This window comes from Bradyrhizobium sp. BR14999, from assembly GCF_056106085.1.
This window is the reverse complement of record NZ_CM148536.1, coordinates 7,855,055-7,869,870: the sequence shown is the minus strand read 5'-3', so window position 1 is coordinate 7,869,870 and position 14,816 is coordinate 7,855,055. Positions and strand designations below refer to the sequence as shown.

General features: G+C 64.4%; 13 protein-coding genes. 10 read left to right on the top strand and 3 right to left on the bottom strand.

All coding sequences use genetic code 11. The features are described 5' to 3' along the window. Positions 1–222: 222 nt before the first annotated feature. The 3 genes from ACR9YP_RS36820 (at position 223) to ACR9YP_RS36810 (ending at position 2,125) form a co-directional block, all read left to right on the top strand. A complete protein-coding gene (locus tag ACR9YP_RS36820; RefSeq protein WP_438111419.1) occupies positions 223–468 on the top strand; it encodes a hypothetical protein in 246 nt (81 codons plus the stop codon). A 122-nt stretch (positions 469–590) separates the two neighbouring features. After that, positions 591–842, top strand: a complete 252-nt coding sequence (locus tag ACR9YP_RS36815; RefSeq protein ID WP_438111421.1) for a hypothetical protein — start codon at positions 591–593, stop codon at positions 840–842. Positions 843–961: 119 nt separating this feature from the next. Continuing rightward, a complete protein-coding gene (locus tag ACR9YP_RS36810; protein ID WP_474218345.1) occupies positions 962–2,125 on the top strand; it encodes a winged helix-turn-helix domain-containing protein in 1,164 nt (387 codons plus the stop codon). 89 nt (positions 2,126–2,214) lie between these two features. Here the strand turns inward: ACR9YP_RS36810 and ACR9YP_RS36805 are convergent, their stop codons facing one another. Next, positions 2,215–2,661, bottom strand: a complete 447-nt coding sequence (locus tag ACR9YP_RS36805; protein WP_438111790.1) for a ribosomal maturation YjgA family protein — start codon at positions 2,659–2,661, stop codon at positions 2,215–2,217. Between the two features lie 79 nt (positions 2,662–2,740). Between ACR9YP_RS36805 and ACR9YP_RS36800 the strand changes: the two genes are divergently transcribed. Then, positions 2,741–4,084: an MFS transporter gene (locus ACR9YP_RS36800; RefSeq protein ID WP_474218344.1), complete on the top strand. Its 1,344-nt coding sequence runs from the start codon at positions 2,741–2,743 to the stop codon at positions 4,082–4,084. 71 nt (positions 4,085–4,155) lie between these two features. Here the strand turns inward: ACR9YP_RS36800 and ACR9YP_RS36795 are convergent, their stop codons facing one another. Then, on the bottom strand, positions 4,156–4,509 hold the full coding sequence (locus ACR9YP_RS36795) for a type II toxin-antitoxin system PemK/MazF family toxin (RefSeq protein ID WP_091899088.1): 354 nt from the start codon (positions 4,507–4,509) through the stop codon (positions 4,156–4,158). 154 nt (positions 4,510–4,663) lie between these two features. Continuing rightward, positions 4,664–4,894, bottom strand: a complete 231-nt coding sequence (locus ACR9YP_RS36790) for an antitoxin MazE family protein (protein WP_474218341.1) — start codon at positions 4,892–4,894, stop codon at positions 4,664–4,666. A gap of 173 nt (positions 4,895–5,067) precedes the next feature. Here ACR9YP_RS36790 and ACR9YP_RS36785 point away from each other — a divergent pair, with 173 nt between their 5' ends. From ACR9YP_RS36785 to ACR9YP_RS36760, 6 genes are all read left to right on the top strand, one after another. Beyond that, a complete protein-coding gene (locus ACR9YP_RS36785) occupies positions 5,068–6,174 on the top strand; it encodes an efflux RND transporter periplasmic adaptor subunit (protein ID WP_474218339.1) in 1,107 nt (368 codons plus the stop codon). Positions 6,175–6,352: 178 nt separating this feature from the next. Further along, positions 6,353–9,490, top strand: a complete 3,138-nt coding sequence (locus tag ACR9YP_RS36780; RefSeq protein WP_370990662.1) for an efflux RND transporter permease subunit — start codon at positions 6,353–6,355, stop codon at positions 9,488–9,490. A 34-nt stretch (positions 9,491–9,524) separates the two neighbouring features. Next, positions 9,525–10,124, top strand: a complete 600-nt coding sequence (locus tag ACR9YP_RS36775) for a TetR/AcrR family transcriptional regulator (RefSeq protein ID WP_028160320.1) — start codon at positions 9,525–9,527, stop codon at positions 10,122–10,124. A gap of 182 nt (positions 10,125–10,306) precedes the next feature. Beyond that, positions 10,307–10,930, top strand: a complete 624-nt coding sequence (locus ACR9YP_RS36770) for a flavin reductase family protein (protein WP_091898115.1) — start codon at positions 10,307–10,309, stop codon at positions 10,928–10,930. Between the two features lie 334 nt (positions 10,931–11,264). Next, positions 11,265–13,532 carry an acyl-CoA dehydrogenase gene (locus ACR9YP_RS36765; protein WP_474218338.1) on the top strand — a complete coding sequence of 756 codons (2,268 nt, stop codon included), beginning with the start codon at positions 11,265–11,267 and terminating at the stop codon, positions 13,530–13,532. Continuing rightward, positions 13,532–14,815 carry an acetyl-CoA C-acetyltransferase gene (locus tag ACR9YP_RS36760; RefSeq protein WP_474218337.1) on the top strand — a complete coding sequence of 428 codons (1,284 nt, stop codon included), beginning with the start codon at positions 13,532–13,534 and terminating at the stop codon, positions 14,813–14,815. Before ACR9YP_RS36765 ends, ACR9YP_RS36760 begins: the two co-directional genes overlap by 1 nt. The last annotated feature ends 1 nt before the right edge of the window (position 14,816 follow it).

The following is a 14,816-nucleotide window of genomic DNA, read 5'->3' as shown; positions in this document are numbered from 1 at the left end:
CGTTCCCGGAAATCCGCGTTCACCGATCGTCGCAAAGGCGTCGCCCCACGGCCCGCCTACGAACAAGAATTCGTCCAGATGCGCGCCTAGCAGGCTTTGATCATTCAACAATTCGTCCGCGAGTGAGCCGAGTTCCATCCAGTGCCGAGGCCGAGCGATTACCAGCGTGACTACCAGTTCTATCGCAGCGGCCCGCCGGATCGGACAGTATCCCTGAGCTCAATGCCCATCTATATCGGCGCGGCGATGATCGCGGTGGCGATCCTGCTGTCGACGTTGATCACGGGGCTGACCTCCCGCTATGTCGGCCTGGAAGGGCCGGCCGAGGATAACATGTGGCTGGTCGATCGTCTTACCGGCAGCGTTTATCGCTGCCAGTCGGAGGGGCGCGGCAAGGCCTCGTGCGAGCCGGACGTCGCCACGGGTAGCATCGGGGAGCGGTCCACGACCCCGAAGGGAGGCCGCTGAGCCTTCCTGCCTTCGCACCGCAGCAAGAAAATTGTCTTCTCCACGAAACGTCTCTGCTGGAAAATACGTAGTTGCGAAGGCCGGCATGACGCCGGTTTCGTTTTACTTGAGGAGACGTTTCGATGAAGACCTTGCTCACGGCCGCAGCCTTTATCGCGTTCACGCTTTCGCTGTCGCCCGCTTCCGCGATGATGGCCTGCACCAAGGACAACATGATGAAGTCCGCCGCCGCGATGGGTGGCACGCCCGACACCCCGGCCAAGATGGCGGCGAACAAGGAAATGGCCATGGCCAACACCGACATGAGCAATGGCAAGATGAAGAGCGCCTGCATGCACTACATGAAATCGCAGAAGGCGATGATGGCCAAGTAGGCCTCGGCGCGTCATCCGGCCGCGCTGTCAGCAGATGGCAGCGCGGTTTCTCATTGGCCGCTTCTGAATCGTCTTCCTCTCGTCTTGTTCGCGCGAATCCCGCTACATTGCCTGCTGCAATGTCCCGCCCGCCCAAACCGCTTCCGATCACCACGACACAGGCCCGGCAGATCTGGCTACATGCCCAGCGGCTGGACGGGCGCGCGCCGTTCGGCGATGGCGCGCAGGCCGTCGCGGACGCGGTCGCTCATCTCGGCTATGTGCAGATCGACACCATCAACGTGATCGAGCGCTGCCACCACCACATCCTGTTCAGCCGGATCCCATCCTACCGCCGCGCCGACCTTCGCCATGCCCAGAGCGTCGAGCGAAGTGTGTTCGAATACTGGACGCATGCGCTGTCCTATGTGCCGGCGAGCGACTTCCGCTTCTTCCTGCCGGCGATGCGCGAGCACCGGCGCGAGGGCCATAAATGGTTCGCTTCGGTGCAGCCGGCAGACACACGCAAGGTGATGCGGCTGCTGCGCGCCGGTCCGCTGACGATCCGCGACATCGAGGACGACGTGCTCGTCGAGAAGGAGCATTTGTGGCAGAGCCGCAAGCCGTCGAAGCGGGCCTTGCAGCTCGCCTTCTATACCGGCACCGTGACCATCAGCGAGCGTCAGGGCATGCTCAAGACCTATGAACTGATGACGCGGCATTTCGGCTGGGACAAGCTGCCGAAGCCCGCGTCAGCGAAGGAGATCACGGCCTATCTGCTCGAGCGCGCGCTGCGCTCGCAGGGCGTGGTGAGCCTGGAGTCGATCTGCCATCTCGATGCGCCGCGCAAGAAGGCGGTGGCGGGCCTGATCGCCTCGCGCGTCCGCCGCGGCGAGCTCGTGCCCGTCGCGATCGACGGCGCGGGCAAGCAGGAGCATTGGGCGGCGCCGGGCGCGCTGGAGCTGGGTGAGCGGGCATCGCCGGATCTCGTCCATATCCTGTCGCCGTTCGATCCGCTGATCATCCAGCGCAAACGCACCAATCTCATCTTCGGCTACAACCATCTCTTCGAAGCCTATGTGCCGAAGGCCAAGCGCAAGCTCGGCTATTTCGCGCTGCCGGTCCTGGTCGGCGACGAGATCGTTGCCGCGCTCGACCTCAAGACGAACCGGCAGGCCAAGAAGCTCTTGATGCAGAAATGGACCTGGGTCGGCGAGGGCAAGAAGACCGCAGGCCGTAAGGAGCTCAAGCGCAAGATCGAGGACGAGCTCGATCGCTTCGAGAGGTTTCAATTAGGGGAGTGAGGCAGCTCGCCACGGTGTCGGGCTCGTAGCGTGGGCAAAGCGAAGCGTGCCCACCATCGTCATAGGTGATGCGGATGGTGGGCACGGCGCTATGGCGCCTTTGCCCATCCTTGTAGACCACGCACTGCGACAATTCGATCGAGCCAAACGCCAAGCAAAATCCCCACCGCATAGGCCACTAAATTCCACAGCGAAAAAATCCGCCCCAGCAGCAGCGCGCCGGCCGTCGTCAGCCGGAATGCATCGAGCCAGGGCGTATGCACCAGCCGTGAGAACTCGACCACGATGGCGATCATCACCGCGATCGCCGCGATCTGCGTCCGAGTAAGCCGCGGCAGCAAAACGCCGACCAGCAGAAACACCATCGTCGCCCACAACAGCGAGCCGCCGTACTTCACGACGAAGGCGGGCAGCCCGAGCGGAAAGCCGTACCAGCGCAAGGAGAGTCCGCTGACGATCACCCCGAGCGTGAGGGCGGCGCGGATCAGCGATGTCCGTAGCAGCGCAACAGGTTTATCCGGCTGCGCTCCATGCATTGCTCGCTCCATTGACTCTTTGCCCGCGATGCTGAAAACCGCCAACCAGCCCACAAAAGCAACAACCCGGGGGGAAGCCATGAGCCAGACCACCACCTATGCCGGTTCCGCCGGCGGTGCCAGGAACGCCAGCAAGAGCACCATCGAGACCTCGACCATCCGCGCCATCTCCTGGCGCCTGATTCCGTTCCTGGTGCTGGCCTACTTCTTCTCCTATCTCGACCGCGTCAATCTCGGCTTCGCCGCGCTGACCATGAATGCGGAGCTGAAGTTCACGCCGCTGATCTTCTCCTGGGGCGCCGGCATCTTCTTCATCGGCTACTTCATCTTCGAGGTGCCGAGCAACCTCGCGCTGGAGAAATTCGGCGCCAGCCGCTGGATCGCCCGCATCATGGTGACCTGGGGCATCATCTCGGCGCTGATGGCGCTGGTCAGTGGTGTCACGAGCTTCTATGTCCTGCGCTTCCTGCTCGGCGTCGCCGAGGCCGGCTTCTTCCCGGGCATCATCCTGTATCTGACCTATTGGTACCCGGCCGAATACCGCGCGCGATTCCTGGCAGCGTTCGCCATCGCCGTGCCGGTCTCGACCGTGATCGGCGCGCCGGTCTCGGGCCTCTTGCTCGGGCTCGACGGCATCATGGGGCTGAAGGGCTGGCAGTGGTTGTTCATCATCGAGGGCATCCCTTCGGTGCTGCTCGGCCTCGTCACCTGGTTCTATCTCACCGACAGACCGGAGAAGGCGAATTGGCTCTCGGCCGAGCAGAAGGCCTGGCTCAAGGCCAAGCTCGATTCCGAGATCGCCGCCAAGCAGGCGGTGAAGCATCCCTCGCTCGGCCAGGCGCTGTCGTCGCCGAAGGTGATCGCGCTCAGCCTGATCTATTTCGGCTTCGTCGGCGCGCTCTATGGCATGCAGTTCTGGCTGCCGCAGATCGTCAAGGCGTTCGGCCTCACCAACGCGCAGACCGGCTTCGTCACCGCGATCCCCTATCTGTTCGGCACCATCGCCATGATCCTGTGGGCGCGGCATTCGGATGCAAGCCGCGAGCGCGTGATGCATGTCGGTGCGCCGCTGCTGCTCACCGCGGTCGCGCTCGGCATCTCCTCCTATCTCACCGATCCCACCCTCACGATGGTGGTGCTGACGGTGGCCGCGATCGGCGTGTTCTGCTGCTTCGGCGTGTTCTGGACCCTGCCGACCGCCTGGCTGTCCGGCACGGCGGCGGCCGGCGCCATCGCCCTGATCAACTCGATCGGCAATCTCGCCGGCTTCGGTGGGCCCTATCTGATCGGTTGGGTCAAGGAAGCCACCGGCCAGACCTCGACCGGCCTGCTCGTGCTCGCCGTCCTGCCGCTGATCGCCGGCATCCTGGTCTTCATCGGCGGCCACGACAGCAAGCACGAGTTTGCGGAACAGGGGCGGTAAGGGGGCCGCTAACCTCGCGATTCCGGGGTAGTCCTTCGGGCTATCTCGGAACGACGGCTCGGTACGGCTCGCTAATCCGCTTCGGCGGTTCTTTGCGAGCCTGCCAGCCCCAGAAATACCAGCATAGCGCGGTTGAGGCGCAAGACGTCTTCATCGTCGAGCCGCCCGACAAGCGTTCCCATCTTGGCTTTCGCCACCGTGGTGATCTTGTCGACCATCAGCCGTGATGGTGCTCGGAGGCCGTTGCGTTCGTTCGGCTCAATCTGCAATCGGAAGAGAGGTGCCTCAGTTTCGGCAGTCGTTAATGGGCAAACCGTGATCGATTCCGTTGCGTCAAAATTGTCGTCCTGCACGATTACAGCCGGACGCGGCTTTCCCGCGTAGTCCTTTCCGCCGGCTACAGTCCAGATTTCGCCGCGCTCCATTCGCTGATGAACAGCCATCCTAGGCTTGCTCCACTGCTGCGAATCCGTCCGCTCTCGGACGGGTTTCAAGGGACGCCAGCCTGCGCTGAAGCGGGGTGAGAAAGTGTTCCAGTCTGAGACCCGTAGACCGCATGCGGTTGGGTCTATTCACAGATTATTCTGTCTCGTCAGGCCAATCGGAGATCGCATCAACGAAGGCCTGATCCTCGGATGCATGCGGGCTCGCCGCGACGGCCAGCGACTGACGATGTGCTTCTGACTTGAATGAGGGCGAGCGGACATCGGGTACCCATATCTGGATCGGCCGAAGTCCTTGCGCGCGGAGGCGCTCTCGATGCTCGCGTACCTTCACCCGTGACAACTTTGGCCTGGAAGAAGAGGGCATAGGGTCTCTCATTTCGGTTACATGTAACCCTACCACAAAAGAAGGCGTCGAGCCAATCGAAGGTCGACCTTACCACACCTTAACGATCACGCTTTCCTGATGACTGACGATTATTGACTTTTATCAGTGATTAGTCGACATTCCTCTCATTCGAGATGCAGGAGTGTCCTTCGATGTTCGTCCGGTCGGTTTTGTCCAGCTATTCCAGGCTCTTGGCGGGTGTCTCGCTGGCGCTGATGGCCGCTGCACTGGCCGGGTGCAATGATACCGTCGCCGAGAAGGCCGAGCCGCCGCGGCCGGTTCTGGTTGCGGCCGCCCATTATGATGCCGAGACGCCGGAGCGCAGCTTCGTTGGCACCATCCGGCCGCGGATCGAGAGCGACCTCGGCTTCCGAGTCGCCGGCAAGGTCGCAAAGCGCCTGGTCGAGGTCGGCCAGACCGTCGAGATCGGTCAGCCGCTGGCAACTCTCGACGAGGTCGATTTGAAGCTGCAGGCCGAGCAGGCGCTGGCCGAGCAGACCGCCGCGACCGGCGTGCTGGCGCAGGCCGCCGCCGCCGAGCAGCGCGCCAAGGACCTGAAGGCCAAGGGCTGGACCACGGACGCGCAGATGGATTCGAGCCGCGCCGCCGCGGATGAAGCCCGCGCCCGCCTGAACCGCGCCGAACGCGCGCTCGAATTGAGCAAGAATTCCCTTTCCTACGCGACGCTCGTTGCCGACGCCCGTGGCGTCGTCACCGCAACGCTGATCGAGCCCGGCCAGGTGGTCGCCGCGGGCCAGGCTTCGATCCGTGTCGCCCGCTTTGCCGAGAAGGAAGCGGTCGTCGCGATCCCTGAGACGCTGGTTGGACGCGCCAAGTCGGGCGTCGCCAGCGTCACTCTTTGGTCCGAACCGGACAAGAAGTACACGGCCAAGCTGCGCGAGATCGCGCCGGCGGCCGATCCGGCCACCCGCACCTATCTGGCAAAATTCTCGCTGCCCGAGGCCGACGACAAGGTCGCGCTCGGCATGACCGCGACGCTGACGCTGTCGGACGCGGCCACCGAGCGCGTCGCGCGGCTGCCGCTGTCGGCGCTGTTCAATGAAGGCGGCAAGCCCTCGTTCTACGTCGTCGACGACAACGGCGCGATCACGCTGAAGCCGGTCGTGGTGAAGTCCTACGAGAGCAACGACGTCGTCATTACCGGCGGCGTGGAGGAGGGCGCCAAGATCGTCGCCCTCGGCGTGCAGAAGCTCGATCCGAGCCAGAGGGTGCGGATCGTGTCGTCGCTGTCTTTCTAAGCGTTTACGAGTTCCGTCGTTGCAAGGCGAGTTTCGGCCCGAGCGCAAATGCGAAGGCTGAAGCGGCGAAGCGATCCAGAACCTGCCCAGCCCCCTGGATTGCTTCGCTGCCTCGCGATGACGCCTTGAACAGAGTGGCTGTCGTTTTTGGCAATTGGATCGTCTTTCGGAGAGTGCGATGAAGCGCTTCAACCTTTCGGCCTGGGCCGTCAGCCATCCGACGCTGGTGCTCTTCCTGATGATCGTGCTCGGCGTCGCCGGCTTCTTCTCGTATGAGAAGCTCGGCCGCGCCGAGGATCCGTTCTTCACGGTGAAGGTGGTCAACGTCTCCGTGATGTGGCCGGGCGCGACCGCGCAGGAGATGCAGACCCAGGTCGCCGATCCCATCGAGAAGAAGATCCAGGAGCTGCCCTATTTCGAGAAGGTGCAGACCTATTCAAAGCCCGCCTTCACCGCGCTGCAGGTGACCTTCCGCGACAACACCCCGCCGAAGGACGTGCCCTATCTCTTCTATCTGCTGCGCAAGAAGCTGGTCGACGTGCAGGGCCAGTTGCCGTCCGGCATCCTGGGACCCGTCGTCAACGACGAGTTCTCCGACGTCGATTCCATCCTCTACATGATGACCGGCGACGGGGCCGACTACGCCCAGCTCAAGAAAGTTTCGGAAGGCTTCCGTCAGCGCCTGTTGAAGGTGCCTGGCGTGACCAAGGTCGACGTCTACGGCAATCAGGACGAACGCATCTTCGTCGAGTTCAGCCACGCCAAGCTCGCCACCCTCGGCATCACGCCGCAGGCACTGTTCGATTCGCTCGCGAAGCAGAACAACGTGACGCCGGCCGGCACGGTCGAGACCTCGTCGCAGCGCGTGCCGCTGCGCGTCACCGGCGCGCTCGACGGCGCCAAGGCCGTGGCCGAGACGCCGGTCGAGAGCAACGGCCGCGTCTTCCGCCTCGGCGACATTGCCACCGTCACCCATGGCTATGTCGATCCGCCGAGCTTCGTCGTCCGCCAGGAAGGCAAGCCCGCGATCGGCATCGGCGTCGTCACCGCCAAGGGCGCCAACATCCTTGATCTCGGCAAGGAGGTCGAGAAGGCGACGAGCGAATTCATGAAGGCGGTGCCGCAGGGCATCGACATCAAGCTCATCGCCGACCAGCCCAAGGTGGTCGAGCACGCCGTCGGCGAATTCGTGCACTCCTTCATGGAGGCGCTCGTCATCGTGCTGTTCGTCTCGTTCCTGGCGCTCGGCTGGCGCACCGGCATCGTGGTCGCGCTGTCGGTGCCGCTCGTGCTCGGCATCGTCTTCGTCGTCATGAACACGATGTCGCTCGACTTGCACCGCATCACGCTGGGGGCGCTGATCATCGCGCTCGGCCTGCTTGTCGACGACGCCATCATCGCGGTCGAGATGATGGTGGTGAAAATGGAGCAGGGCTGGGACCGCATGCGTGCGGCGTCCTTTGCCTGGGAATCAACTGCGTTTCCGATGCTCACGGGAACGCTGGTCACGGCCGCTGGCTTCCTCCCCATCGGCTTTGCCAATTCCGCGGTCGGCGAATATGCCGGCAGCATCTTCTGGATCGTGGCGATCGCGCTGGTCGCCTCCTGGTTCGTGGCGGTGATCTTCACGCCCTATATCGGGGTCAAGCTGCTGCCGGAGATGAAGGCCCACCACAACCACGATCCGCATGCGGTGTACGAGACCCGCATGTACCGCGGCCTGCGTGCCATCGTGCAATGGTGCGTCAACCACCGCATCACCGTGGTGGTCGCGACCGTCGGCGTCTTCGTTGCCTCGATCGTCGGCTTCGGCCATGTCCAGCAGCAGTTCTTCCCGCTGTCGGAGCGGCCCGAGCTATTCCTCCAGCTCCGTCTGCCGGAGGGCACCGCCTTCAACGTCACCGAGAAGGCTGTGAAGAAGGCCGAGACGTTGCTCAAGGACGACAAGGACATCGAGACCTATACGTCCTATGTCGGCCAGGGCTCGCCACGCTTCTGGCTCGGCCTCAACCCGCAGCTCCCGAACGAGGCCTTTGCCGAGATCGTCATCGTCGCCAAGGGCGTCGAGGCGCGCGAGCGGATCAAGGCCAAGATCGAGAACGCCGCTGCCGAGGGCGTGCTGACGGAGGCGCGCGTCCGCGTCGACCGCTTCAATTTCGGTCCGCCGGTCGGCTTCCCCGTCCAGTTCCGCGTGATCGGCCCCGACGCCAACAAGGTGCGCGAGATCGCCTACCAGGTCCGCGACGTCATGCGCCAGAACAAGAGCGTCAAGGACGTGCAACTCGACTGGAACGAGCAGTCCCCGTACCTCAAGCTCGTCGTCGATCAGGACCGCGCTCGTGCGATGGGCCTGACCCCGCAGGAGGTCTCGCAGGCGCTGGCGATGCTGATCTCGGGTTCGCAGGTCACGACGGTACGTGACGGCATCGAGAAGGTCGGCGTGGTCGCCCGTGCGATCCCGTCCGAACGCCTCGACCTCGGCGGCGTCGGCGATCTCACCATCACCTCACGCAACGGTGTGGCCGTGCCGCTGCAGCAGATTGCGAAGATCGAATATGCCCACGAGGAACCGATCATGTGGCGGCGCAACCGCGACATGGCGATCACCGTGCGCTCCGACGTGGTCGACGGCGTGCAGGCGCCCGACGTCACCAACCAGATCACGCCGAAGCTGAAGGCGATCAAGGACCACCTCGAGCCGGCTTACCGGATCGAGCCGGGCGGCGCGTTCGAGGAATCCGCCAAGGGTAACGCCTCGATTTTCATCCTCTTCCCGGTGATGGTCATGGTGATGCTGACGCTGCTGATGATCCAGCTGCAGAGCTTCTCGCGCCTGATCCTGGTGTTCCTGACCGCGCCGCTCGGCATCGTCGGTGCCTCGCTCGGGCTCAACGTCGCCAATGCCCCGTTCGGCTTCGTGGCGCTGCTCGGCCTGATCGCGCTTGCCGGCATGATCATGCGCAACACCGTCATCCTGGTCGACCAGATCGAGACCGACGTCTCGCACGGTCTGACCCGGCGCGAGGCGATCGTGGAGGCGACCGTCCGCCGCGCCCGTCCGGTGGTGCTGACGGCGCTGGCCGCGATCCTCGCCATGATCCCGCTGTCGCGCTCGGCCTTCTGGGGCCCGATGGCGATCACCATCATGGGCGGCCTGTTCGTCGCGACCTTCCTGACACTCTTGTACCTGCCGGGCCTCTATGCGCTCTGGTTCAGGAAGAGCCTGGACGAGGCGGGCACCCCCGAGCAGCCTGCCGCGCCGCAGCATGGGAGCGATGACCAGCACGCAATTCCGCTTGCTGAAGCGGCTGAATAAGTGAGAAGTAGTGCTGAATGACGAGTCCTGACAGATGACACTGGTTGCGGAACATATCGAAGGCGACACCCGGGATCGTATCCTTGAGGTGGCCGAGCGGCTGTTCCGCCAGATCGGCTATCAGAAGACCACGGTCGGGGACATCGCCAAGGAGCTCAGGATGAGCCCCGCCAATGTCTATCGCTTCTTCGAATCGAAGAAGGCGATCCATCAGGCGGTGGCGCGGGGCTTGATGGGCGAGGTCGAGCTGGAGGCGCAGCGGATCGTGACCCGGCCCGGCCCGGTGCTCCCGCGCTTCCGCGAGCTGCTCACCACCATCCATCGAATGAACACCGAGCGCTATGTCGGTGACAACAAGCTGCACGAGATGGTCGCGATCGCGATGGAGGAGGACTGGGACGTCTGCGTCGCCCACATGGAGTGCATTGCGGGCGTGATCGGCCAGATGATCGCGCAAGGCGTTGCCTCCGGCGAGTTCGAGGCGCCCGACCTGCAGCTCGCCTCGCTCTGCGCCTGCACCGCGATGATACGCTTCTTCCACCCCCAGATGATCGCCCAGTGCGCCACCAAGCCGGGCCCGACCATCGACCAGATGATCGATTTCGTCATCGCGGGTCTGTCGCCGCGCCACTGACGGCCGAAGCCGTTTCTTCCTATAAGCAAGCCGATCGCCCCGCGGCAGACCGGTTGGTGGCGGGCCAGGACGGATCAACAAATTCCGTCATTGCGAGCGCAGCGAAGCAATCCAGACCGTCTCCCCGGAGGGATTCTGGATTGCTTCGCTGCGCTCGCAATGACGATCAGGGGAAAGTCAGCGTGACCGACAAAGACCTGTACTTCTACGAGCCCTCCAAGGGGCACGGCCTCAAGCACGATCCCTTCAACGCCATCATCGCGCCGCGGCCGATCGGCTGGATCTCCTCGCGCGACGCCAGGGGCCACGTCAATCTCGCTCCCTACAGCTTCTTCAACGCGTTCTGCTACGTGCCGCCGATCATCGGTTTCTCCTCCACCAACTGGAAGGACACGGTCGAGAACATCCAGCAGACCGGCGAGTTCGTCTGGAATCTCGCCACGATGGATCTGGCGAAGCACATGAACGCGACCGCCGCGCATGTCGCCCCCGAGGTCGACGAGTTCGAGGTCGCGGGCCTCACCGCCGTGCCCGGTCGGCTCGTCAACGTGCCTCGCGTGGCTGAGAGCCCCGTCGCCTTCGAATGCAAGGTCTCCGACATCGTCCGCCTCAAGGGCGCTGACGGCAAGGAAGCCGACGCCTGGCTGACGCTGGGCGAGGTCGTCGCCGTCCACATCGACAAGGCCATGATCAAGGACGGCATCTACCAGACCGCCGCCGCCCGCCCGATCGTCCGCGCCGGCCGCCGCGGCGATTATTTCGAGATCAAGCCGGAAAATATGTTCGAGATGGTCCGGCCGGATTAGGCAGGCGCCTCTCCCTATGCCGTCATTCCGGGGCGCGCCGCCAGGCGCGAACTATGATGCGCAATTGCGCATCAGAGAATCCATTCATCCACCGACGCTGCCGGACGATGGATTCTCAGGTGCGCAATTGCGCACCATAGTTCACGCTTCGCGCGCCCCGGAATGACTCGGGGAGGCATTCAGCCCCATTCCCCCTCCCGGAACTGCCCCCACGCCCCGGCCGTTATGACCTTGGGGGCCACCCGGCCGCGTCAATTTTGCAGGCGAAGTGTTCGCTTCCGCCAGCCAGTTTCCGCTAAAATGCCCGATACCGCGCCGATGCATGAGGTCCGCCATGAGCTTCCGCCGCGACACTCTGACGAAGCCGATCTTCACTCTCGCGCGCGGCGTGCTGCCGGCGATGTCCGATACCGAGCGCGAGGCGCTGGAGGCCGGTGACGTCTGGTGGGACGCCGATCTCTTCACCGGAAACCCTGATTGGTCGAAGCTGCTGAAGGTCCCGCAGGCGAGGTTGACCGCGGAGGAGCAGGCTTTCCTCAATGGCCCCGTCGACGAACTCTGCGCCATGCTCGACGAGTGGAAGATCTTCTGGGAATGGCGCGACCTGCCGCAGGACGTCTGGCACTTCGTCAAGCGCGAAAAGTTCTTCGGCATGATCATTCCGAAGGAGTTTGGCGGCCTCGGCTTCTCGCCCTATGCGCATTCCGAAGTCGTGCGGAAAATCTCGACGCGCTCGATCGCGGCCGCGGTCACGGTGATGGTGCCGAACTCGCTCGGCCCCGGCGAACTGCTGATGCGCTTCGGCACGAAAGAGCAGCAGCAGCGCTGGCTGCCGCGCCTCGCCGACGGCCGCGACATTCCCTGCTTCGGCCTCACCAGCCCCGAGGCCGGCTCCGACGCCGCCTCGATGGTCGATACCGGCATCATCTGCAAGGGCGATTTCGAGGGCCGCGAAGTCCTCGGCCTCAGGCTCAACTGGCACAAGCGCTACATTACGCTCGGCCCCGTTGCTACGCTGCTTGGCCTCGCCTTCAAGGCCTATGATCCCGATCATCTCGTCGGCGATCAGGAAGAGCTCGGCATTACCGTGGCACTGATCCCGACCAATCTGCCCGGCGTCGAGATCGGTCACCGTCATCTGCCGTCGATGCAGGTGTTCCAGAACGGCCCGAACCGGGGCCGCGACGTTTTCATTCCGCTCGACTATGTCATCGGCGGCAAGGAGCGGCTGGGGCAGGGCTGGAAGATGCTGATGACGGCGCTCGCCGCCGGCCGCGGCATCTCGCTGCCGTCACTCTCGGCCGCCGGCGCTGCCTTTGCGGCGCGCACCACAGGTGCCTATGCCCGAATCCGCGAGCAGTTTGGCATCTCCATCTCCAAGTTCGAAGGCGTCGAGGAGCCGCTCGCGCGCATCGTCGCGACCGCCTATCAGCTCGACGCCGCGCGGCGGCTGACCTGCGCGGCGCTGAATGCCGGCGTTCATCCTGCCGTCATCTCCGGCATCATGAAGCTGCATGCGACCGAGCGGATGCGGGTCGCGATCGACGATGCCATGGACATCCACGGCGGCAAGGCCGTGATCGACGGTCCGCAAAACTATCTCGGCAACCTTCATCGCGCTGTGCCGGTTGGCATCACGGTGGAAGGCGCCAACATCCTGACCCGCAATCTCATCGTGTTCGGGCAGGGCGCCATCCGCGCCCATCCCCATCTGCTCGACGAGATGAACGCGCTCGCCGACACCGACCGCGAGCGTGGCCTCGCCGCGTTCGACAAGGCGTTCTGGAAGCACGTCGGCCACAGCTTCCGGACCCTGTTCCGCGCCTTCGGCCGGAGCTGGACCTTTGGCGCCTTCGCGCTTGCGCCTGACGCGGGCGATGCCACGCCATTCTATCGCCAGCTCTCGCGTTACTCCGCCGCCTTCGCGCTCTGCGCCGACATGGCGCTGCTGACGCTCGGCGGTGCGCTCAAGCGCAAGGAGATGCTGTCGGCGCGGTTCGGCGACATCCTGTCCGAGCTCTATCTGCTCTCGGCGGTACTGAAACGCTGGCAGGACGAGGGCCGGCAGAAGGAGGATTTCGCCGCGCTGGAATGGTGCATGGCAACGGGCTTCCGGACTATCGAGAACCGGCTCGCCGAAATCCTCGCCAATCTGCCGAACCGCTTTGTCGCAATCTTCCTCAAGCTCGTGGTCCAGCCGTTCGGTGCCCGCGTGCTCGGCCCCTCCGACCGTGTCGTGCACCAATGCGCGAGCCTCGTGCTGGAGCCCTCGGCGGCGCGCGAGCGTCTGACGCCGGATCTGGCCCAAGTCGATGACAACGGCGGCTTTGCCCGGCTGGAGCGCGCGTTCAAGCTGGTCGCAGGCACGGAGGCCATCGCCAAGCGCATGCGCGCGGCGCATGTCCGCGATTGGAAGGAAGCGGTCACCAAAGGCGTGATCACGCAAGCCGAGGGCGAGCAGCTTGCCGCGGCCCGCGAAGCCGTCACTGAGGTGATCGAGGTGGACGATTTTGCGCCGGAGGTGCTGTCGCCGATTTACAAGAAATCCAGCGACGTGCATCAATTCTTCCAGGAACTCGGTGAACAGAGGGCGGCGAGCTGATGGCACGACCGGTTTTCATCGTCGACGGCAGCCGGACGCCGTTTCTGAAGGCGCGTTCGGGACCAGGGCCGTTCACGCCGGTCGATCTTGCCGTGCAATGCGGCCGGCCGCTGCTGGCGCGCCAGCCGTTCGCCCCGACTGACTTCGACCAGGTCATCCTCGGCTGCGTCAACGTGATCGCGGACGAGATGAACCCGGCCCGCGTCGCGGCGCTGCGGCTCGGCATGGGCGAGGACATGGTCGCCTTCACCGTGCAGATCAATTGCGGCTCCGGGATGCAGTCGATCGACACCGCCTATCGCTACATCCGCGAGGGTCATGCCGACATGATCCTGGCCGGCGGCACCGAGGCGCTGAGCCACGCGCCGCTGGTCTGGCCGAATTCCGGCGTGCGCTGGTTTGCCGGCCTTGCCAACGCCAAGGGCGTGGCTGCGAAGCTCGGCGCGGCCTTCAAGCTGCGCCCGCGTTATCTCAAGCCGATCATCGGCCTCGAGCGCGGACTGACCGATCCGGTCACCGATCTGAATATGGGCCAGACCGCCGAGGTCGTCGGCCATCTCTTCGGCATCACCCGCGCGCAGTCCGATGCCTATGCCGCCGAGAGCCATCGCCGGCTCGCGCATGCGCAAGACGCGGGTTTTCTCAAGGGCGAGGTCGAGACCGCGTTTTCCCGCGACGGCAAGTTCTTCGACCATGACGACGGCGTGCGCAAGGACTCGACGGCCGAGACGCTGGCAAAGCTCCGGCCGGTGTTCGAGCGCCCCTGGGGACAGGTCACCGCCGGAAATTCCTCGCAGATCACCGATGGCGCCTCCTGGGTGATCCTGGCGTCCGACGCCGCCGTCGCCAAGCACAAGCTGGCGCCGAAAGCCGTCATCGTCGACAGCCATTGGGCTGCGCTCGATCCCAGCATCATGGGCCTGGGTCCGGTGATGTCGGCGACGCCGCTGCTCCAGCGCAACGACCTCACCATCAAGGACGTCGAGACCTGGGAGCTGAACGAGGCTTTTGCGACGCAAGTGCTCGGCTGCCTCGCCGCGTGGAAGGACGATAAATTCTGCCGTGAGATTCTCGGCCTCGACGGCGCAGCCGGCGAGATCGACCACGAAAGACTGAATGTCGACGGCGGCGCGATCTCGCTCGGCCATCCCGTCGGCACCTCCGGCAACCGGATCGTGCTGCATCTCGTCAATGCGATGAAGCGGCTTGGCACGCGGCGCGGCGTTGCCACCGAATGCATCGGCGGCGGGCTCGGCGGCGCCATGCTGATCGAGGCGGTGTGAC

Excerpts from the sequence above, each read along its gene's own strand:
- ACR9YP_RS36820 (WP_438111419.1), top strand. The coding sequence starts at position 223 with ATGCCCATCTATATCGGCGCGGCGATGATCGCGGTGGCGATCCTGCTG.
- ACR9YP_RS36775 (WP_028160320.1), top strand. The coding sequence starts at position 9,525 with ATGACACTGGTTGCGGAACATATCGAAGGCGACACCCGGGATCGTATC.
- ACR9YP_RS36815 (WP_438111421.1), top strand. The coding sequence starts at position 591 with ATGAAGACCTTGCTCACGGCCGCAGCCTTTATCGCGTTCACGCTTTCG.
- ACR9YP_RS36805 (WP_438111790.1), bottom strand. The coding sequence starts at position 2,661 with ATGCATGGAGCGCAGCCGGATAAACCTGTTGCGCTGCTACGGACATCG.
- ACR9YP_RS36760 (WP_474218337.1), top strand. The coding sequence starts at position 13,532 with ATGGCACGACCGGTTTTCATCGTCGACGGCAGCCGGACGCCGTTTCTG.
- ACR9YP_RS36800 (WP_474218344.1), top strand. The coding sequence starts at position 2,741 with ATGAGCCAGACCACCACCTATGCCGGTTCCGCCGGCGGTGCCAGGAAC.
- ACR9YP_RS36780 (WP_370990662.1), top strand. The coding sequence starts at position 6,353 with ATGAAGCGCTTCAACCTTTCGGCCTGGGCCGTCAGCCATCCGACGCTG.
- ACR9YP_RS36785 (WP_474218339.1), top strand. The coding sequence starts at position 5,068 with ATGTTCGTCCGGTCGGTTTTGTCCAGCTATTCCAGGCTCTTGGCGGGT.
- ACR9YP_RS36765 (WP_474218338.1), top strand. The coding sequence starts at position 11,265 with ATGAGCTTCCGCCGCGACACTCTGACGAAGCCGATCTTCACTCTCGCG.
- ACR9YP_RS36795 (WP_091899088.1), bottom strand. The coding sequence starts at position 4,509 with ATGGAGCGCGGCGAAATCTGGACTGTAGCCGGCGGAAAGGACTACGCG.
- ACR9YP_RS36810 (WP_474218345.1), top strand. The coding sequence starts at position 962 with ATGTCCCGCCCGCCCAAACCGCTTCCGATCACCACGACACAGGCCCGG.
- ACR9YP_RS36790 (WP_474218341.1), bottom strand. The coding sequence starts at position 4,894 with ATGCCCTCTTCTTCCAGGCCAAAGTTGTCACGGGTGAAGGTACGCGAG.